We start from the raw sequence: 21,169 nt of genomic DNA on the forward strand, positions 1-21,169 counted from the left end.
TTCACACCTCCGATCGTTGGTCCAACGATTGCGCGAGACGAGCCGGCCCGGCGCCCGCCGGGTCGAGGCTGTCGCGCGCGGTTTGCTGTGCGGGTTCGGTTTGCTCCGCCCGCTCCGTGTGCGTCAGGAACCACTGCGCGGCGGTCGCGACCATCGGCGCAATCTCGACGAAACGCGGCCGCCAGCCCAGCACCTTGTCGGCCAGCGCGGCGTTCGCATACAACGCGGGCGGATCGCCGGCACGGCGCGCCGCGTGAATCACCGGCACGGTGCGACCCGTGACGGCGGCGACCGCATCGATCAATTCGAGTACCGAGGTGCCGCGGCCGGTGGCAAGATTGAACGCGCCGCTCGGGCCGCCACGGCCGAGGTGATCGACGGCGCGCAGATGCGCATCGGCGAGATCGGTGACATGCACGTAGTCGCGCACGGCGGAACCGTCCCGGGTCGGATAGTCGGTGCCCATTACCTGGAACGGTGGCGCGCTGCCGAGCGCGGCGCCGATCGCCAGCGGAATCGCATGGGTTTCGGGCGCGTGCCGTTCGCCCAATTCGCCGTCCGGATCGGCGCCCGCCGCGTTGAAGTAGCGCAGTGCGATCCAGCGCACGCCGTACGCGCGCTCGTAGTCCGCGGCCAGCCGTTCCATCGCGAGCTTCGTGAAGCCATACGGATTGACTGGCTGTTGCGGGCTCGCTTCGGAAATCGGCAGCGTGGCGGGAATGCCGTAGGTCGCGCAACTCGACGACAGCACGATGCGGCTCACACCATGCCGGCGCATCGCATCGAGCAGCGACAGCGTGCCGGCCACATTGACGCGGTAATAGCGCGCCGGATCGACGACCGAGTCACCCACATAGGCGAGCGCCGCGAAATGCAGCACGAGTTCAGGCCGATAGGTGATGAACGCGGCATCGAGCGACACGGGGTCGAGAATGTCGCCGGTATGCAGCGGTCCCCAACGCACGGCGTCTGCGTGACCGGTGGACAGGTTGTCGAAGACGATCGGCGTGTGGCCGGCTTGCGCCAGCGCCTTGCAGGTATGGCTGCCGATAAAACCGGCGCCGCCGGTGACGAGGACTTTCATGCGGCCTTCTCCTCGGCGAACGGCGCGAGCCAGAGTTCGTTGGTGAAGTACGCGATCGTGCAGGCGAGCCCTTCCTTCAACGGAATGGCCGGCTGCCAGTCAAACAGTTCGGCGGCCATGCCGATGTCCGGGCGACGTTGCTTCGGATCGTCGATCGGCAACGGCCGCGCCACGATCGACGACGACGAGCCGGTCATGTCGATCACGCATTCGGCCAGCTCACGCATGGTGAACTCGCCGGGATTGCCGAGGTTGACCGGACCGCTCGCCGCCTGGGGGGAACGCATCAGGCGGAAGAAGCCTTCGATCAGATCGTCGACGTAGCAGAACGAACGCGTCTGGGTGCCGCCGCCGTAGAGTTCGAGCGGCGCGCCGTGCAGCGCCTGCACGATGAAATTCGACACCACGCGACCGTCGGACGGATCCATGCGCGGACCATACGTGTTGAAGATCCGCGCGACGCGCACGTCGACGCCGTGGCTTCGCTGGTAGTCGTAGCAGAGCGTTTCGGCGGCGCGCTTGCCCTCGTCGTAGCAGGCTCGCGGACCGGTCGAATTCACCTGGCCGCGATAGCTCTCGACCTGCGGATGAACTTCCGGGTCGCCGTACACCTCGCTGGTCGACGCCTGGAACACGCGGGCACCGGCGTTGAGCGCCAGGTCGAGGCAGTTCTTCATGCCGAGCACGTTGGTCAGCAGCGTATGCACCGGATCGCGTTGATAGCAGGGCGGCGAAGCGGGGCAGGCGAGATTCCAGATTTCGTCGACGTCGATTTGCGGCAAGGGCATCGATACGTCGGCCTCGATGAACGAGAACTGCGGCAACGCGCGTAGATGCGCGATGTTCGCGCGCCGTCCGCTCATCAGATTGTCCACGCAGACCACATGCGCACCCTCGGCGATGAGCCGGTCGCACACGTGGCTGCCGAGAAAACCCGCGCCTCCGGTGACCATGGCAATGGGACGTTTCTTTGCGGCATCCAGCGATCTGACGTTCATGACAACTCCTCGAGTCGGTGACTACTCCGCCTGAATGATCGGAGTAGATGCGGGAATCAGGTCATATCAAATAGCGAGTAAGTCGTGGCGCGATGAACAGGGTTGTTTTCAGATAAATATTGTGATCATTTAAGTCGATTAAACCGGTATTAATTAATCTTTCGGCATAGCTTTTCCCGCCGACTGCCAGCAGGGTGACAATCGGTATGAGGTAATTCAAAAATTCAGGCCGACGCTCGGCCATTTCTCATCGAGTCAATAAGTATTTTCCGTGACGAAATAGTTTGGGATAGGGCAGTGCAGGCATGGGATGTAGCCCTTGATGCGTTGCGTCAAACGTACCGGAAATGTTTGGAAAGAAAAATAAGAAGTTGCGGGTGCAACAATATTTAAATCGTTATGTTTTCGTGTTTTTGGTGTGATTTCATGGTCTCGTTGTATTATTAATATAGTTTAATGCGGACGCCGGTTTGTGGAATGCTTTCAGCGATTGGCAGCTGCCGATATCGACGATCGAATAGAAAAGAGAGTCACGCTGAATCATCTTGACAGTGAGAAAAAATTCTCGTTATTTAACCAAATAGTAAGCAGGCCCCTCGCTTGCGAACGCGCACATCCTGTTTTGCGAAAGGCAAAGATGGCCTGAGCGGCATTGGCTCGTGTCGGAATCGGCAGGAGAGCGGCGCGGGTCGAGCGAGCCTGCGTACCGGTGAAAGTCCTGGGGGCGTGCAATGGATCCAACGACGAATGCGCAACGCCGGAGCAGGTGCGCTTAGTCGCCGGTCGCCAGTTGCCTGTCGCTGTTTGCCAGTCGTTGTTGTGTCGCGAAGGTGCCGGGTGTTTTATCGGCGGAGTGCGGGTGCGGCAGATGAAAACGAGCCGCGCAGACGGGCAAAGTTCCCGCTTAATGCAAATGATTCGCATTCTTGCGGTGTCGATGTCATCTGCCTTAAACTCAGCCGCCGTGATATAGCTCGATGCTTGTGGTGGCTCGTTGCCTGCCGTGATGCATCGGCGTGCCAGCCTAGGGAGGCACTGGATGGTTCTGTGGAACACGAAGCAACGAAAGCTCACGGCGCGCTGCCGCGAGCGCATGAAAACCGCCGCGTTGCTCGCGGCCTGTGCGATGGTGCTGTCAGGTTGCGCGGCGGGGAAACTCGACCAAGGCGCGACCGATGTGCAAACCGATGACGCCGCGTTGCACGCCCGCATCAGCCGCACCGCCTACGATGTTCCGCATATCGAAGCAAACGACTGGGCTAGTCTCGGCTACGGTTACGGCTATGCGCAGGCCACCGACGACCTCTGCACACTCGCCGACGGCTTCGTCACCTGGCGCGGCGAACGCTCGCGTTATTTCGGACCGGCGGCGCAAGCCACTGCGTATTCGACCCTCGGCCGGCCGGCCAATATCGACACCGATTTCTACTTCCGCTTTCTCGTCGACGACACCGCGCTCGCCACGTTCGAGAAGCAGCAATCGAGCGAAGCGCAGTCGCTCGCGCGCGGTTTCGCGGCGGGCTACGACCGCTATCTGCGTGAACTGGACGACGGCGCGCATGCAGGCGCGCACGCCACGTGTCGCGGTCAGCCGTGGGTGAAGCCGATCGACGCGCGCGATATCTATCGGCGCATGCTGGCCGCGATGTATGCGGGCGGTTATGCACGCTTTGTCCACGCGATCGCGAACGCGCAACCGCCCGCGGCTTCCGCCGAACCGTCGAAGTCATCCGTGTCGTTGAACGGCGAACCGCGGCAGTTGACTTCGCTGCCCTATTTGCAGGCCGGCGGCGAGGAGGGTATCGGCAGTAACGCCATGGCGTTCGGCGGCGACGCCACCGGAACACCGCACGGATTGCTGTTCGGCAATCCGCATTGGTTCTGGCGCGGTCCCGACCGCTTCTATCAGGCGCAATTGACGATTCCTGGCAAGCTCGACGTGAGCGGCGCTTCGTTTCTCGGCACGCCTGTCATCATGATCGGCTTCAACCAGAACGTGGCGTGGAGTTTGACGGTATCCAGCGCGCGTCGCTTCGGCCTGTTCCGGCTCGCGCTCGCGCCGGGTCGCCCGGATACGTATCTCGTCGACGGCAAAGCGGAAGCGATGCAGCGCGTGCCCGTCACGATCCAGGTGCGCAAGGCCGACGGCACACTTCGGCCGGTCACGCGCACGCTCTATCGAACCCGCTTCGGACCGCTGATCGATCTCTCCGGCGTTTCGCCCGCGCTCGCCGCGAATTCCGCCGCGGCGTTTGCGATCCGCGACGTCAACGAGACCAACGCGCAGACCTTCGACACCTTCCTGCGCTGGGACCGCGCGGATTCGCTGGAAAACTTCATCGCGATCACGCGCGACGACGCATCGATGCCCTGGGTCAACACGCTCGCCGTAGGGCGCAACGACCGGCGCGCCTGGTACGCGGATATCGGCGCGATACCGAACGTGCCGCCCGCGTTGTCCGCACAGTGCACGGTGCAGCCGGTCGCGGCGGCGCTCGCGCAGAAAGCGCGCGGTGTGCCGGTGCTCGACGGCTCGCGGTCGGCCTGTAACTGGTCCGGCGTGAACGGCAAATTGCCGCTCGCTAACATGCCGAGCCTCACGCGCGGCGACTATGTCGCCAACATGAACAACACTTACGCACTCGCGAATCCGGCTCAACCGCTGGCGGGCTACGGTGCGATCTTCGAGACGCAGGAGGAAATGTCGTTGCGCGCGCAACTTGGGTTGCAGATGATACGCGCGCGTCTTGACGGTCGCGACGGTTATCCGGGCCATCTCGCGGACAGTGCGAGCGTGCGTGAGATGGTGCTGAACAGTCGGGCATTGTCGGCGGAGCGCTTCAAGTCCGACGTGCTGGCGTCGGCGTGTGGCGAAACCGGCGGCGACTCGCCGACGCCTTCAGCGGCCGCGAGCGAGACCCTGGCGTCGGCGTGCAAGGCGCTGCGCGAGTGGGACGACACGGGCAACCCGCAAGCGCGTGGCGCGAATCTGTGGGACGTGTTCTGGTCGGACCTGCAGCACGCGACTAGTGGCTGGTCGTATCGCGTGCCGGCCAGTGCCGACGATCCGCTCAACACGCCACGTGGTTTGAGTTTTGAAGGATCGACGGCGCGCGACCTGCTATTGAAGGCGGCCGACGAACTGCGCCGCGCGGGCCTCGCGCCCGACAGTCCGCGCGGTGCCGCGCTCTATGTCACGCGTAACGGTGTGCGGGTGCCGTTGTTCGGTGGCTGCACCGCGCAAGGCTATTTCACGGCGGCGTGTTCGCAGGAAAAGATCGATTCGCCGGATGGCTTGTCGCTCGACGGCAATCCGAACGGCAACAGCTACATGCAGGTGGTCGGCTTCGACGATAGCGGGCCGCAGGCCTACACGTTCCTCACCACCTCGCAATCCGATGACGCCACGTCTGGCCATGACGGCGATTACACCCGGCGCTACGCCAGCAAGGCGTGGCTGAAGGTGCCTTTCACGCGCGCCGAAATCGAAGCGGACCCGGCGCTGCGCGTCACCGTGCTCGACGGACCCGCGGCACGCTGAGCCCTAGCCAAACTTGAGCCAGGTTGACGGACGCCCCGCACCATGCCGGTCGTCCGTCTGTTTGCGCCTCTCGAAAGCAGTTATAGCGGCGGTATAAAAGACCGGGTGCCGGAGTCACGACATCTCTAATCCGTACAACTTACCTGGGCAATAGAGCGAATCGCGTCGCGCACACTATGCGCGTTGAATTTCCAAGCAATGCGCGACGAATGCGCGCGTGATCCTAATCGAATTCCGTGACGCCTTCCAGCAAACCCATCTTGTCCGTAGTGCTACGGTTTCGCGTAAAAAATAAATATTGTCAAAGCTGTCTCGTGGCAAGTCGTTGATTGATCGGCGGAAACGGCATGTCGGCAACATGCATTACGCATTTCGTCGGATTTGATGGTTGACACCTCCGCGTTCGGCTTCTAACCTTCGAGTCCAAATAGGAATGATTGTCATTCGCGAAAAATGACAGTCGCGAGTCGGAGCCATCCTTGGGGCGTCCCAGGTGGACTTCGTTCGTTCATTCGTATTGCCAATCAAATTAACGCAGCGGAGCGCATTCATGAGTTGGGGCGACGAGAACACGAATTTCCACGTAGTGGTGAATCACGAAGAGCAGTACTCGATCTGGCCTGACTACAAGGCCATTCCCGCCGGTTGGCGCGAAGCCGGTAAGTCCGGCAAGAAGGAAGAATGCCTCGCGTGGATCGACGAGGTGTGGACCGACATGCGCCCGCTGAGCTTGCGCAAGGCGATGGAAGAAAGCGCGGCCGCACAAGGTTCCGCGCCGAACTGAACGTATGCAGCCTAGTGTGAGCACCGTAAGCACCGTGACCTTCGCCACTTCCACGCCGCTCAATCTGATCTGCTTCGCGCATGCGGGCGGCAGCGCCGCGTTGTACCGGCGCTGGAAGCCGTTGCTGCCGGACGGTGTGACGCTGATCGCCGCGGAACTGCCCGGTCACGGCACGCGTCGCGCGCAAGCCGCTCATACCGGGTGGCGTCCGCTGATCGCCGAACTCGCCGACGAGATCGGCCAGCGTCTCGATCGCACTGCACCCTTCGCCGTTTTCGGTCACAGCATGGGCGCGCTGGTGGGCTTCGAGCTCTGCCACGCGTTGCGGCAACGAGATGGCCGCATGCCGTTGTGGTTTGGCGCCTCGGCGTCGGTGGCGCCGTCGCGCCGCAACGTCGAGTCGGATTGGCTCGACTGCCCGCGCGAGACGATGGTGGCGAAGCTCGCGGAACTGGGCGGCACGCCCGCGGAATTGCTCGCCGACGCGGATTTCGTCGACTTCATGCTGCCGGTGCTGCGCGCGGATTTTCATCTGTGCGGTGTCTACACGGAGCACCGTCGTGCGAGTTCGCCGCGTCTGCCGCTCGAATGCCGTATCGATGCCTTTACCGGCCGCGACGATCGCGCCACCGCGCAATCCGCCGATGTCGACGCGTGGGCCGCCTGCACGCAAGGCGACTTCGGCCGCCATGAATTTTCGGGCGGTCACTTCTTTCTCGAAGCGCACGCCGCGGCGGTGCTGGATACGCTCACTGCCGTAGCGGTAGAACAGTAGGCCGTCGGATCGTCAAAGCGTCAACAGCGGCACGCGCCCAGCGGCCGCTTCTCATTTCCTTAAAAACGGATCCCTGAAAATGTCGCTAACGTTTTCAACCTTGTTCGACTTCGAGCCGTTCGCAGGACAGAGCGAACAGCACCTCGACCTCATCAAGCGCTTTGCCGCCGCGCTGCCGTTCCGCAGCGCGACCGTGGACGAACTCGTGCTCGACGGTCAGTATCATCGCCGCCCGCTGCGTCCCGAGGACTTCGAGTTTCTCAAGTTCCGCAAGCCGGTGCGCACGCACAACGTGAGCCGCCTGCCGTCGCTGGCGTCGAATCGCACGTTGCTATCGATCTACGAGCTCGACGTGGCGAACCTGCCGCAGCAAACGAGCGCGGACGCATGGCAGCACTTCAACGCCTATCACGCCGACGAAGTGCGCGCGCTCGGCGCACAGATCGCGCCGTTCCTCGAAGCGTACGCCTTCGACTATCTGAGCCGCGACACCGACATCGCCACGCAAGGCGACGCCGCGGCGGCGCGCCTGACGCGTCTGATCGGCGACGAACTGGCGTTCTGGGAAGACAACTTCGCGCGCCTCGTGCGCAACGATTATCTGCAGGACGGGCTGCGCTTTATCGCCGTGCAGCGTTGGGCGCTGCTGCCCTCGAAGCGCCGCGCGTTGCGTCGCGCGCAGGCTAGCGGCTTCTTCGACGCGTTGCCGCCCGCATTGCATCCCACGCTCGACCTCGATGGCGGTAGCGAAGATCTGCTCGCCCGTGTGGCGTCGGCGGCGGAGATCACGCGCGACGCGCATTCGTACTGGCAGTTCTATCTGCCGACCAGCCTCGCAAAAACCAATCTGCTGTACGCACTCGCACGCCGTCCCGACCGCGCGTTCGGTCTGATCGGCGCGGCGTTCGCGGCGCAAGCCGAGCAACTCGCGTTCGTCGCGGCGTTGACGCGCGCCTGTCCGCATCTCACGCACCGCGGTGCGGCGCCCGACGCCGGCCCGGACCGCCAGCGCGAACTCGCGCGCCGCTTCGCCGACGCGCTGCGCGAACTCGAGGCGCGCTACGGCGCGAGCGCACGCGAACAATGCATGCAAGGCTTCGCGGCCGCCGAGCGTTTGACGGAACGCGCGCGTTGGGATCTCGGCGAACAACTGCGCTGGCTGTCGGCAATCGAACGCTTCTGCGAATTCGCGCAGCGCATCAGCACGCGCATCTATGCCGAGTTTCCCGACATCGACCGCGAGACGTTCGTCGAGCCGCACGAGATGTGCTCGACCACCCACGTCCACAACGATCACCGTCTCGTCACGATCGAGGCGGGCGAGATGCTGTTCTGGGGCAACGTCGGCATGCAGTTGAAGATGAACGAAGGCGACATGGTGCTGATTCCCGATGGCCGTTTGCACGGCTCGACGGTGGTGTCCGGCGAGTGTACGTATCACCAGCCGATCATTCCGGACGACTGGGTCAATGCGCTGGTCGTCGAACTCGACGCGCCGCAGCCGGCCTGACGCGAGCCGTTCGCGCGTGCCGCGGCCGTGCAATAGCGGCGCGCGCGAATTGGGCGGAATGAAACAACCCGGCATGACCCGGCCGCTACCTGGTCGCGACCCAGGCACATGCCGTGAAGCCGTACCCATGCAACATCGCAGTCGATAGACACACCCGCCGTGCGCGGCGGTCCGTGTCTTCAGAATAAAGACGCTCATCCCGAAGCGTCGCGATTCTCCCCACGAAAACCCAGCTAAATCAGCGTGGCCGCGAGCGGCGCGCATGGCGGGCGCGCGTCGGCGCGCGTCCGGTCGACGAAATCAAGGGAGCATGATGGAACCGAATGAATCTCACGGCACGCTGGGCGATGCCGCTTTGCCGTTGTCGCTGGAAGCGCGCGCGAGTGCCTGCAATGCCGCCGACTGGACCAGCCGCGTGATTCGCGGCGACGCGATCGGTGCGCAGGTGGAACTGCCGGCGTGGCTCGCGTCCTCGTATGACACGCTGCGCGAGCAGGTGATGCACCCGGCGTATCCGTGCTTCTTCGGCACCGTCGCCGAGAAGCGCGGCGAGATGTTTTACGCGTTCGTGAACGGTAAGGACACCACGGACCTGGCAGGGTCGATGGAGACCTTCGCGCGACTCGCGGCCATGCCCGACTATCGCAAGAACAATATCGCGGTGTTCTTCGAGCCGGACGCCGAGCCGCTTTCGCACGACGAGTATCAGCGTCATTTCTGGCGCATCCTGCAGGCGCTGCACGACGTCGATCCGAATGCCGCCGCCGATTCGTATCCCGATCCCTCCGATGAAAACTGGGAGTTCTCGTACGCCGGCATCGAAATGTTCGTGGTGTGCGCGTGCCCGTCGTTTGCCACGCGCCACAGCCGCAATCTCGGGCCCGGCATGGTGCTGCTGTTCCAGCCGCGCGCGGTGTTCGTCGACACCATCACGAACAAGGTGATCGGCCGCGAGGCGCGCAATCAGGTGCGCCAGCGTTTGCTGAAATGGGACGCGGTCGACCCGCATCCCGACCTCGGCTTTTACGGCGACCCCGGCAATCTGGAGTGGAAACAGTATTTTCTCGGCGACGACAACGCGCGCGCCGGCGACGTTTGCCCGTTCCTGAGCCGCAAGTCGCGCCTCGCGCGCGCGGCGCACGACGCGAGCGCCAACGGTTCCGCGGCTCACGACGACATCGTCTCGCGCCTGGTCGATCACGCGTACCACCGCCCGCATGCAATCGCGCTGCGCTATCTGGCGGACGGCGTCGCCGACGAACGGGCGCTCAGCTACACGCAGTTGCTCGAGCGCGTGCAGCGCGCCGCTGCCGCGTTGCGCGAGCACGCCGCGCCCGGCGAGCGCGTGATGATATTGCTGCCGAGCGGCCTCGATTACGTCGTCAACTTTTTCGCCTGCCTGTATGCGGGCCTCGTCGCGGTGCCGGCGTATGCGCCGCAGCCGCAACATGCGCAACACCTCGAACGTTTGCGCGCGATGCAGGCGGACTGTTCGCCGCGTATCGCGATCGTCGGCGCGGAGCAGCAGGCTCAGTGGAGCGCGCTCGTTGGCGATTCACAAAGCAGCGCTTGTATCGCGCTCACGCCGGAGCAAACACAGCAAGCTGCGCCGCTCGCTTTCGAGCGTCCCCGGCTCGATGCGCTCGCATTCCTGCAATACACGTCGGGCTCGACCTCGGAGCCGAAGGGCGTAATGGTCAGCCACGCCAACATCGCGGCCAACGAACAGGCGATTCACGCGGGCATGTCGATCGACGCGACGCGCGACGTCATGCTGAGCTGGTTGCCGCTCTACCACGACATGGGTTTGATCGGCGGCCTGATGTTGCCGCTGTATTTCGGCTTCGAACTCGTGCTGCTCGATCCTCAGCATTTCCTCGAACAACCGGCGCGCTGGTTGCGAGCCATCTCGCGTTATCGCGCCACCGTCAGCGGCGGTCCGAATTTCGCCTATCAATTGTGCGCGGACCGTGTGCGCGACAGGCAGTTCGACGGGCTCGACCTGTCGTGCTGGCGCGTGGCCTTCTGCGGGGCGGAGCCGATCCAGGCCGCCACGCTCGACGCGTTCGCGCGCAAGGCGGCGTCGGCAGGTCTGCGCGAAGGCTCGTTGTATCCCTGCTATGGGCTTGCCGAAGCGACGCTGTTCGCGAGCGGCGGGGTGGCGGGCGAGGGCGCGCTCGCGCCTTTGTTCGAGGTGAATGCACTCGCGCAAGGCGCTGGACGCAAGGCCGAAAGCGAAGACCGCGCGGCGACGCCGCTGGTCGATTGTGGCCGGTCCACACCGGATCTTTCGCTGAAAATCGTTGACCCCGCAACGGGCGCGGTGCTGGAGGATGGCGGCGTCGGCGAAATTCATCTGGGTGGCGCGAGCATTGCGCAGGGCTACTGGAACAAGCCGGCGGCGAGCGCGGCCACGTTCGTTCCCGATGCGGTGAACGGTACGCGCTGGCTGCGTACCGGCGACCTCGGTTTCGTGAACGACGGCCGCCTGTTCGTCACCGGGCGCGTGAAGGATCTGATTATCCTGCGCGGTCGCAACGTCTATCCGCAGGATATCGAACGCGCGCTGTCGCAGGTCGACGGACTGCGCAGCGGCCGGATCGCGGCCTTCGCCGTGCGTGACGCGAACGGCGCGGAAGCCATCGGCGTGGCGGCGGAACTGGCGCGCGCCGCGCAGCGTGATGGCGCAGAGGAGGCCGTGATCGATACGATCCGGCGCGCGGTGGCCGCCTCGATCGGCGAGCCGGTGGGCGCCGTTCTGCTGCTCGAAGCCGGCGCGTTGCCGCGCACGTCGAGCGGCAAACTGCGGCGCGCCGCTTGCGCCACGGGTTTTGCCGATGGCTCGCTGGCCTGCGTGGCGCGTTACGTACATGACGCAAATGCCGAACTCGCGACCGACGATCCGCAACGCACCGCGATGGCGCCGTTCGACGGCGACGCGCTGGAAGAGCGCATAGCCGCGTTGTGGCATGCATTGCCGTCGCTGCGTCACGTGCAACGCGACGACGATTTCTTCGTGAGCGGCGGTCAGTCGATCGTCGCGGCCCAACTGGCGGCTGCGATCAACGCGCGATTCGACACCGCGTTGCCGATCGCCTTCGTGTTCGAACATCCCACCATCGCGGCCCAGGCGGCGGCGTTGACGCGGTTGGGTGTGGCGCAACTGCGCGACGCCGCTCAGCGGGTCGCGCAATCCGTTGACCAGGCGGACAGCGTCGTCTCGATCGATCAGCGCGAGCCGGCGCCGCTAAGTGCCGGTCAGACGAGCCTCTATCTGCTCTGGCAACTCGACCCGCAAGGCACGGCGAATTCGATTTCGGCGAGCGTACGGATCGGCGGCAAACTGGACGAAGCGGTCTTCGAAGCGGCGCTCGGCGATATCGTGCGGCGTCACGCGATCCTGCGTACCCGCTTTGTCGAGACAGACGGCGTGCCGGCTCAGATCGTCGACGACGTGCGCGCCGCGCAATGGCGGCGCGAGGACTTTTCGAGGTTCGACAGCGGCGTGCGCGACGCGCGCCTCTATGCGTTGCTCGGCGATCTGGCCGAGCAACCTTTCGATCTCGCGCACGATCCGTTGTTGCGCGTCGCCCTTTGCCGCATGAGCGACGAAGAGCACGTGGTGCATCTGCACGTGCATCACATCGTTGCCGATGCACAGTCGCTCGCGTTGCTGCTCAACGAGTGGTGTGCCGCTTACGACGCGCGCGTCGACGGCGTGCCGTCGGCGGCGCTCGCCGCCGCGCCGCTGCAATACGCGACCTACGCACGCGGCGAGAACGACGCCGCCCATCGCGCGGCGCTCGATACACAACTCGCGTGGTGGCGTGCGCGGCTCGCGTCGCCGGTGGCGGAACTCGCGTTGCCGCTGGACCGCCCGCGCGCAGCGCAACGCAGCGACGTGGGCGAACGGGTCTCGCTGCACGTGCCCGCAGGTCTCGTGAAACGCCTCAACGCACTCGCCCAGGCGGCGCGTGCCACGCCCTTCATGGTGCAGTACGCGGCCTGGACGGCGTTGCTGCATCGCTATAGCGGCCAGCGTGAATTTCGCGTCGGCGTGCCGGTGGCCGGTCGCGAGAGTGCGGCAAGCCGCGGCGCGCTCGGCTACTTCGTCAACACGCTGGCGCTGCCGGTGTCGATCTCCGGTCGCCTGACGTGCTCCGGGTGGCTCGATCAAACGCGCGCCGTGTTGCTCGAAGCGCTCGCCAATCAGCAGGCGCCGCTAGCGCGTGTGGTGGCCGCACTGGGCGGACCGCGCGACGGCTCGCACGGCGGACTGTTCCAGACGCTCTTCAATTACGAAGGCATCGATCGCGCGGCGCTCGCGCATTCGCGCCATCTGCAATTGCGTGACATCGAAAACCTCACGCGCGGCGCGCAGTTCGATCTGGCGCTCAACGTGGCCGAACAGAACGGCGCACTCGAGCTTGCATTCGACTACGCCTGCGACGTCTTCGACGAATCCACGGTGGAACGTCTGGCCGCGCATTACCTCGAAGTGCTCGAACAATTCGCCGACGCCGGCGCGACGCCGCTCGCCGGCCTGCGTTTGTCGCGCGGTACGGGGCAAACGGTACTCACGGCTCTCGCCGCCTCGGCACAAACCGGCACCTCGACGTTCGAACCGGTCTGGAAGGCGATTGCCGCGCAGGCCCGCACGCGGCCTACCGCCGTGGCGGTGAAGTGCGACGGCAACGCGATCGACTACCGCTCGCTCGAACGATGGTCGAATCAGATCGCGCGCCGTTTGCAGCGCGAGTATGCCGCGCCGCTCGCCGACGTTCGCGTGGGCCTGTGTGTCTCGCGCTCGGTGGCCCTGCCGTGCGCGTTGCTCGGCATCCTCAAGGCCGGCGCTGCCTTCGTGCCGCTCGACGCCGATTATCCGGCCGCGCGCCTCGCCACGATGCTCGACGACGCCGGCATCGAAATCGTTCTCGTCGACCGGGCGAGTGCCGAACGCGTGGGCAGCTTGCTCGACGGCCGCCGCATTCTGCAAGTGGAAGACGTGCGCGCCGAAGACGCCGCGCCGCTCGTCACCGCCGTGCATCCCGAGGCGCTGGCGTACGTGATCTACACGTCGGGTTCGACCGGCCGTCCGAAAGGCGTGGCGGTGTCGCATGCAGCGCTTGGCCGTCACCTGAGCGACTTCGTGCGCGCGTACGGTATCCGCGACACGGACACGCAGTTGCAGATCTCGACGATCAACTTCGACGTCGCCTTGCACGAGATGCTGCCCGCGCTGATGCAGGGCGGCCGCGTGCTGATGCGTGGCGCCGCGCAATGGGACCTCGCGACGCTCAACGCCGCGCTCGAAGACGAGCATGTGAGCTTCGCGCGTATTCCGACCGCGTTCTGGCAGCAATGGTTGCGCGAGCCGGAGAAGCGTCGTTTCGAATCGCTGCGGCAAATCACGGTTGGCGGCGAGGCGTTGCCGGGCGATGCGCTCGCCGCATGGCAACGCTCGCCGCTCGCGTCGATCCGCGTCGACAACCTGTACGGCCCGACCGAAACCACGGTGGCCTGTTTGCATCGCGCGACCGTCGCGGCGGATGCGGCGTACGCCACCGCGCCGATCGGCGTGCCGTTCGCGTCGCGCACGCTTTCCGTGATCGATGCCGATGGCGGTTCGCTGCCGCAAGGCGGCCAGGGCGAGTTGTGCATTGGCGGCACCACGCTCGCGCGCGGTTATCTCGGCCGTCCGGCATTGACCGCCGAGCGCTTCGTGCCCGATCCGCACGGTGCGCCGGGTAGCCGCGTGTATCGCAGCGGCGACCTGGGACGCATCGGCACGCAGGGTGAGGCGCATTTTCTGGGGCGTCTGGACGAACAGATCAAGCTGCGCGGTTTCCGTATCGAACCCGGTGAGATCGAAGCGGCGCTGCGCAGTTGCGAGGGCGTGCGCGATGCGCTCGTAATGGCACGCGACGACGCCGGCCATAAGCGCCTTGTCGCGTACTGGGTCGGCGAACTGAATATGAAAACGGGCGGGTCGGCACACGGCAACCCGCAGGACGAGGCTGCTACGTTGCGCGCGGCGCTCGAAGCCAGACTGCCGGCGCATATGATTCCCTCTGCGTTCATGCGCCTCGACGCGTTGCCGTTGATGCCGAACGGCAAGCTCGACCGCGCCGCGCTGCCGGCCGCGCCGGTCGCGCCGGCCGCCAGCATCGCGCCGCGCGACGCGCGCGAACGCATCGTGCTGGACGTGTGGCGCAAGGTGCTGCAGCGCGACGACCTCGGCGTCACCGACGATTTCTTCGAAGCAGGCGGCGATTCAATTCTCACGCTGCAAGTGGTGGCGCGTCTGCGCGATGCCGGCTATGCGGTCACCCCGCGCGAAGTGTTCGACGCGCCGAGCGTGGCGCGACTCGCGGCGTTGATGCGCGAGCAAACGGGCAGCGCGCGCGAATGGAACGAGCGTCGCGCGCCGCTGCCGCTGACGGCGGCGCAGCGGCATTTCTTCGAGCGTCATCCGCAGGCGCCGGCGCACTGGAACCAGGCGGTGTGGCTGGACGTGCCCGCTACGCTCGACGCCAACGTATTGCACGCGGCGTTGCGCGCGCTGGTCGAACGTCACGATGCGCTGCGCTTGCGCTTCGTGCGCGACGAGGCGCACGCCTGGCATCAGCAGGTGCAAGGCGCGGGCGATGTGCGTTTCGATGTCGTCGAGGCAGGCGATGACAGCGCGCAGGAGCAGAAGCAGGCCGAAGCCGCCGCGCGCCTGCAACGCGGTTTCGATCTCGCGCAGGGGCCGTTGTTCGGCGCCTTGCTCGTGCGGCGCGGCGCGTCGACGACGAATCGTTTGCTGCTGGCCGCGCATCACCTGATTGTGGACGCCGTGTCATGGCGTGTGCTGATCGCCGAACTCGGTCTCGCGTGCGAGCGTCTGGCGCGTGGGGAAGCGCCGTTTGCCGCACGCGTGTCGATGCCGTGGAGCGTGTGGGTGGACAGCGCCCGCGTGTCGGCGCCGTCTTCGCACGTGACGGAGGCCGATGGCGACATAGCGTGGTGGCGCGAGACCTTGCAGGCTTCGCGCCCGCTGTGGCCCGCCGAGGCTTTGCAAGGCCAGCGCGTGTGCGACGCGCGTACGCTGACCAGTACGTTGGATGTCGATGCGACGCGCGTCCTGCTGCAAGGCACGTCGCACGCGTTGCGCACCGGCGTGGAGGACATGTTGCTCGCCGCGCTCGCGCTTTCCTGCGACGCGTGGGGCGGTGTGCTGGTGTCGTTGGAAGGCCACGGCCGCGCGCTGCGTCGCGACGATGTGGACGTGTCTCAAACGGTCGGCTGGTTCACGCAGCGCTATCCGCTGTGGCTGAACGCGACCGACAAGGCGACCGGAAACGCAACCGGAAACGCAACTGAGAAAGCGGACGCCGCGGAAACTCGCCTGGCGACGCTGCGCACCACCAAAACCTTGTTGCGCGCCGCCGCCGCTCACGCGGCCGGCTGGGAACGCGCGGCCGCCGCGTTACAAAACCTGAGCGCGCCGCAGGTCAGCTTCAACTATCTCGGGCAGTTCGACGGCACGCCCGGCGCGGCGGGCATCGCGTTGCGTCCGGAACTGGTCGACGACAGCACGGATCCGGCCAGCGCGCTGCACTACGCGCTGGATCTGAACGCAATGGTCGTAGCCGGTGAATTGCGGGTGCAGTGGCGCTACGCCGGCGGTCTGCTCGACGACGACAGCGCTCAGGCGCTCGCCGATCGCTTCAATGCGGCCCTGCGCGAGCTGATCGCGCATTGCGCGCAAGCCGCGCCGGGTGCGACGCCTGAAGACTTCCCGCTTGCCGGACTCGACAGTGCCGCGCTGGCACGCCTCGCGTTGCCGTTCCAGAACGTGGCCGATCTTTACCCGGCGACGCCGGTGCAGCAAGGCCTGTTGTTCCACGCACTCGAAGGCGCGGCGCAGGGCGTCTACGTGAATCAGAAGCGTCTCACGCTGGCCGGCGCGCTCGACGGCGACGCGTTGCGCACGGCCTGGGAAGCGGCGCTCGCGCGTCACGAGGTGTTGCGCGTGTCGTTCGAATGGGCACATGGCGGGATGCCGTTGCAGGTGGTGCATCGCACGCTGGCGTTGGACTGGCAGCGCCACGATTGGCACACACAAGGAGCTGGCTACGACGCACGCCTCGACGCCTGGCTCGCCGCCGATCGCGCGCGTCCTTTCGATCTCGCGCACGCGCCGCTCTGGCGCCTCGCACTGTTTGCACGCCCTGACGGTGCGCACGATCTGGTGTGGACCACCCACCATTTGCTGACCGACGGCTGGAGCGCCGCGCAATTGCTCGACGAGGTGCTCGCGGACTATCACGCCGTACGCGCCGAGGGACGTGCCGCATTGGACACGACGCCGCGGAACGGCGCACCCGCATGGCGCGATTACGTCGCGTGGCTGCAGGGTCGTCATGGCGACGAGGCATGGTGGCGCGCGCATCTCGCGAGCGACGACACGAAGCCGCCCGCCTTGCTGCTGGATGGTGCGCCCGCGTTGCTGTCTCCGCTGAGCCATGCGGATTCGGACGCAGACACCGAGGCGGACGCAAACGCTGCCGCCGCCGCGCCCGCGCTGCGCCTGCATCGCGTGCTCGACGCCTCGTTCACCGCGCAACTCGCGCAGACCGCACGCGCCGCGCGCGTCACCGTCAACACCGTGTTGCAGGCTGCCTGGGCGTTGCTGCTCGCGCGCCGCGCCGATCGCGCACGCGCCGCGTTCGGCGTGACCGTATCGGGCCGCGGTGTTGCACCCGAAGGAATCAGCCGCACAGTGGGCCTTTTCATCAACACATTGCCGCTCGAAACGGATGTGCCGTCCGCGATGGAATTCGGCGATTGGGCGCGCGCGTTGCAAGGCGCGAATGCCGCGCTGCGCGAACACGAGGCCACACCGCTAGCGCGCGTGCAGCAGTGGTCGGGACGCAGTGGCGACACGTTATTCGACAGCGTGCTCGTCTTCGAAAACTATCCGGTGAGTCCCGCACTGCGTGCCGGCGATGCACCGCTGCGCATCACGGCGGTGGAAGCTAGCGAGCGCAGCCACTATCCGCTGACGGTGACGGCGCTGGTCGGCGACGCGCTCGAACTCGGCTGGACCGCGGACGCCACACGCCTCGACCGTTCGACACTCGACACAGTCGCCGAAGGCTACGTCGCGCTGCTTTCACAGATCGTCGCCGCGCGGGCGCAAGGGCGATTGCGCAACTTCGCGTTGCCGGCGCCAGCGGCGGCTTCGACGTGGGCCGAACCGCGCGCGACCTTCGCGTTTGAAAGCGTGCTCGCCCGTTTCGCGGAACAGGTTCGCAGCCGGCCGGACGCTCGCGCGCTCACCTGCGGCACAGAGCAACTCACGTATGGCGAACTCGACCGCTGGTCCGACGCGGTGGCCGCCCGTCTGGTGGCGCAAGGCGCGCGCGCGGAAACGCGTGTGGGTCTCTGCGCGCAACGCGGCAACGCACTGGTTGCGGGTGTGCTCGGTGTGCTGAAAGCGGGCGCCGCCTATGTGCCGCTCGATCCCGATTATCCGCATGAACGCCTGAGCTATCTGCTCGCCGACGCGGGAATCGAAACCGTACTGGCCGACGACGACAGCGCCGCGCGTCACGCAGCGCTATTGCGCGATCTCAACGTGGTGTCGCTGCTGAATTCAGGCCCGGCGGATCGGACCGCGAATACGCCGTCGCGCGCCGGGCACTCTTCGCAGCTACACCGGGAACAGCTGGCGTACATCATCTACACGTCCGGCTCCACGGGCCAGCCGAAGGGCGTCGGCATCACGCACGGCAACGTCGCGCGTCTGCTGGACGCGGCGGCGCAACGTCACCCCGTTCACGCGGACGACGTCTGGACGCTGTTCCATTCGAGCGCGTTCGATTTCTCCGTTTGGGAACTGTTCGGTGCGCTGTGCACGGGTGCGCGGCTCGTCGTCGTGCCTTACTGGATCACGCGCGACACCCCCGCGTTTCACGCGTTGCTGCGCAATGAACAGGTGAGCGTGCTGAATCAGACGCCCTCCGCGTTCGGCGCGTTGATGCAACACGATCTCGCGCCGGAAGTCGACGCGACGCCGCTCGCTTCGCTGCGCCTCGTGATTTTTGGCGGCGAGAAACTCGAACCGGCGGCGCTGGCGCGTTGGCATCGCATGCGTGCGCCGGGCGGCCTGCAACTGGTCAACATGTACGGCATTACCGAAACCACCGTTCACGTGACCACGTATCTGCTCGCGGCGAGCGATCTCGAGGATACGTCCAGCGCAAAAACGGGCTCGCACGCGCAGTCGCCGATCGGTGCGCCGTTGCCCGATCTGGGTCTTGCAGTGCGCAACGCAACCGGCGAATTGTCGGCCGCGGGCGAATTGTGTGTCGGCGGCGCCGGTGTGGCGCGCGGCTACGTGGGACGCCCCTCGCTGACGGCCGAGCGCTTCGTGCCCGATCCGTTCGGCGCGCCGGGCTCGCGTCTGTATCGCTCCGGCGATCGCGCCCGCGTGCTCGCCGACGGCACCTTCGACTACCTTGGCCGGGACGACGCGCAGGTGAAGTTGCGCGGCTTCCGCATCGAGCTGGGTGAAGTGCGTCACGCGCTGCTGGCCGATCGGGACGTCAGCGACGCCGTCGCGCTGGTACGCGACGACAGCGCGCAACTGGTCGCCTATGTGGTCGGCGCGCCGGGCGCCACGTTCGACGCCGCCGCGTTGCGCGAGCGTCTCGCCACGCGTCTGCCCGCGCACATGGTGCCGCACGTGCTGGTGCCGCTCGACGCGTTGCCACTCACGGGCAACGGCAAACTCGACCGGGCCGCGTTGCCCGCTCCGGTTTTGTCGGGCGAGCGCGTGGACGCGTCGAGCGAGGCGGAACGCAGCCTGCTCGACATCTGGCGCGCGGTACTCGGTCGCGAGGACCTCGGTGTCGCCGACAACTTCTTCGAAGCGGGCGGCGATTCGATCCTGAGCTTGCAGATCGTCGCGCGAGCCCGGCAGGCCGGCTTGAAGATCAGCACGCGCCAGGTGTTCGAGCATCCCACGGTGGCCGCGCTCGTTCCGCTCGTGCAAAGCGCCGAGCCGCACGCGGCGCTTGCCGTGACGCATGAGCCGCTTGGTCTCACGCCGATTCAGCGTGCTTTCTTCGACCAGTTCCCGCACGGCGAGAACCACTGGAATCAGTCGACACTGCTCGCGGTTCGAGGCGAACTCGACGAAACGGCCTTGCGTGCGGCGCTCGACGCGCTGATCGCGGCGCACGACGCATTGCGTCTGCGGTTCTTCCGCAGCGAAGGCGCATGGCAGCAGCAGGTGGGCGAAGCGTCGGCCTGCGCGCTGCAGGTGTTCGACTGGCGCGAGCACGAAGCCTGGCACGACGCGCTCGCGCAGGCTGGCGAACATTTGCAATCGACACTCGACATCGCTCACGGACCGCTGCTGCGCGCGGGCTATTTCCGTCTGCGTGGCGAAGGGCGTTTGCTGATCGCGATTCATCACCTCGCCGTGGATGGCGTGTCGTGGCGCGTGCTGCTCGACGAATTGCAATCCGCCTATGAACAGGCGCTCGCCCGGCGCACGCCGACGTTGCCGGCGAATCTGCCGTGGAGCGCATGGGTGCAGCGCGCGATCGCGCATGCTCGGCACGACGAGGTGGCCAACGAAGCCGGCTGGTGGCGCGAGGCGCTTGCCAACGCGGAGAGTCCGGATACCGCGAGCGCGTCGTTCGTGGTGCCGTCGCGGCTGCCGCGCATGGCCGACACCGAGGCGGTCTCGCTCGAACTCGACGAAGCGGCGACTCGCCGGCTGGTGCAGTCAGCGCCGAAGGCCTATCGCGCGAGCGTCGAGGAAGTGTTGCTGGCCGCGCTCGCACAAGCGCTGCATGAATGGTGCGACACGCGTGGCGCTCTGGTGTCGCTCGAAGGACATGGCCGCGAGGCGCTCGGCGACGCGGAACTCGATCTGAGCCGCACTGTCGGCTGGTTCACGACGCGCTATCCGCTGTGGCTCGATGCGCACGACGACGCGCATCGCGCGCTGATCGATGCCAAGGAGCGCCGCCGCGCGGTTCCGCACAACGGCCTGCATTGGGGCTTGCTCAACGCGCACGGCAGCGAGGCGGTACGCGCGACGCTCGCCGCGCTACCGGCGCCGCGAATCAGCTTCAACTACCTCGGCCAGTTCGATCCGAGTCTCGATGCCGCGAGCCGCTGGCGCTTCGCGACCGAACACGCGGGCTGGCCGGTCGCGGCCGATGCGCCGTTCACGTGGGCGCTCGACATCAACGCCAAGATCGCGCGCGGCAAGCTCGCGATCAGCTGGCGCTTCGCCGGCGAGCAACTGGCCGCGCCGCGTGTGCAGGCGCTGGTCGACGGGTTCGCCGCGCGGCTCGACCTGCTGGTCGCGCAGTGCGATCGGGCCGCGCCGCAGTACACGCCGTCCGATTTCGGCAGTCAGATCGATCAGGACGATCTGGACAATCTGCTGGAGAGCTTCGATGCGTGAAA

The 21,169-nt window shown here is 66.1% G+C and carries 7 protein-coding genes; 5 read left to right on the forward strand and 2 right to left on the reverse strand.

Annotated features, from left to right (window positions below; all coding sequences use genetic code 11):
• Position 1: 1 nt before the first annotated feature.
• Both galE and B0G83_RS01975 read right to left on the reverse strand, forming a co-directional pair.
• The gene (galE, locus tag B0G83_RS01970; protein ID WP_105505743.1) at positions 2-1,084 is read right to left on the reverse strand and encodes a UDP-glucose 4-epimerase GalE; all 1,083 of its coding nucleotides are present in this window, start codon (positions 1,082-1,084) and stop codon (positions 2-4) included.
• Positions 1,081-2,082: a UDP-glucuronic acid decarboxylase family protein gene (locus B0G83_RS01975; protein WP_105505744.1), complete on the reverse strand. Its 1,002-nt coding sequence runs from the start codon at positions 2,080-2,082 to the stop codon at positions 1,081-1,083. Before B0G83_RS01975 ends, galE begins: the two co-directional genes overlap by 4 nt.
• Positions 2,083-3,121: 1,039 nt before the next feature.
• On the opposite strand from B0G83_RS01975, the gene B0G83_RS01980 reads away from it, so the two are divergent.
• The 5 genes from B0G83_RS01980 (at position 3,122) to B0G83_RS02000 (ending at position 21,167) form a co-directional block, all read left to right on the forward strand.
• Positions 3,122-5,623 carry a penicillin acylase family protein gene (locus B0G83_RS01980; RefSeq protein WP_258167643.1) on the forward strand — a complete coding sequence of 834 codons (2,502 nt, stop codon included), beginning with the start codon at positions 3,122-3,124 and terminating at the stop codon, positions 5,621-5,623.
• Positions 5,624-6,173: 550 nt separating this feature from the next.
• A complete protein-coding gene (locus B0G83_RS01985) occupies positions 6,174-6,407 on the forward strand; it encodes an MbtH family NRPS accessory protein (protein ID WP_105505745.1) in 234 nt (77 codons plus the stop codon).
• A 16-nt stretch (positions 6,408-6,423) separates the two neighbouring features.
• On the forward strand, positions 6,424-7,182 hold the full coding sequence (locus B0G83_RS01990; protein WP_258167644.1) for a thioesterase II family protein: 759 nt from the start codon (positions 6,424-6,426) through the stop codon (positions 7,180-7,182).
• A 79-nt stretch (positions 7,183-7,261) separates the two neighbouring features.
• Entirely contained in the window at positions 7,262-8,692 is a 1,431-nt protein-coding gene (locus tag B0G83_RS01995; RefSeq protein ID WP_105505747.1) for a peptide synthetase, read from the forward strand.
• Positions 8,693-9,002: 310 nt separating this feature from the next.
• Entirely contained in the window at positions 9,003-21,167 is a 12,165-nt protein-coding gene (locus B0G83_RS02000) for a non-ribosomal peptide synthetase (RefSeq protein WP_181156663.1), read from the forward strand.
• Positions 21,168-21,169 lie beyond the last annotated feature (2 nt).

Origin of the sequence: Paraburkholderia sp. BL21I4N1 (genome assembly GCF_002973525.1) — a bacterium.
GTDB lineage: Bacteria > Pseudomonadota > Gammaproteobacteria > Burkholderiales > Burkholderiaceae > Paraburkholderia.

Excerpts from the sequence above, each read along its gene's own strand:
- galE (WP_105505743.1), bottom strand. The coding sequence starts at position 1,084 with ATGAAAGTCCTCGTCACCGGCGGCGCCGGTTTTATCGGCAGCCATACC.
- B0G83_RS01975 (WP_105505744.1), bottom strand. The coding sequence starts at position 2,082 with ATGAACGTCAGATCGCTGGATGCCGCAAAGAAACGTCCCATTGCCATG.
- B0G83_RS01980 (WP_258167643.1), top strand. The coding sequence starts at position 3,122 with ATGGTTCTGTGGAACACGAAGCAACGAAAGCTCACGGCGCGCTGCCGC.
- B0G83_RS01985 (WP_105505745.1), top strand. The coding sequence starts at position 6,174 with ATGAGTTGGGGCGACGAGAACACGAATTTCCACGTAGTGGTGAATCAC.
- B0G83_RS01995 (WP_105505747.1), top strand. The coding sequence starts at position 7,262 with ATGTCGCTAACGTTTTCAACCTTGTTCGACTTCGAGCCGTTCGCAGGA.
- B0G83_RS02000 (WP_181156663.1), top strand. The coding sequence starts at position 9,003 with ATGATGGAACCGAATGAATCTCACGGCACGCTGGGCGATGCCGCTTTG.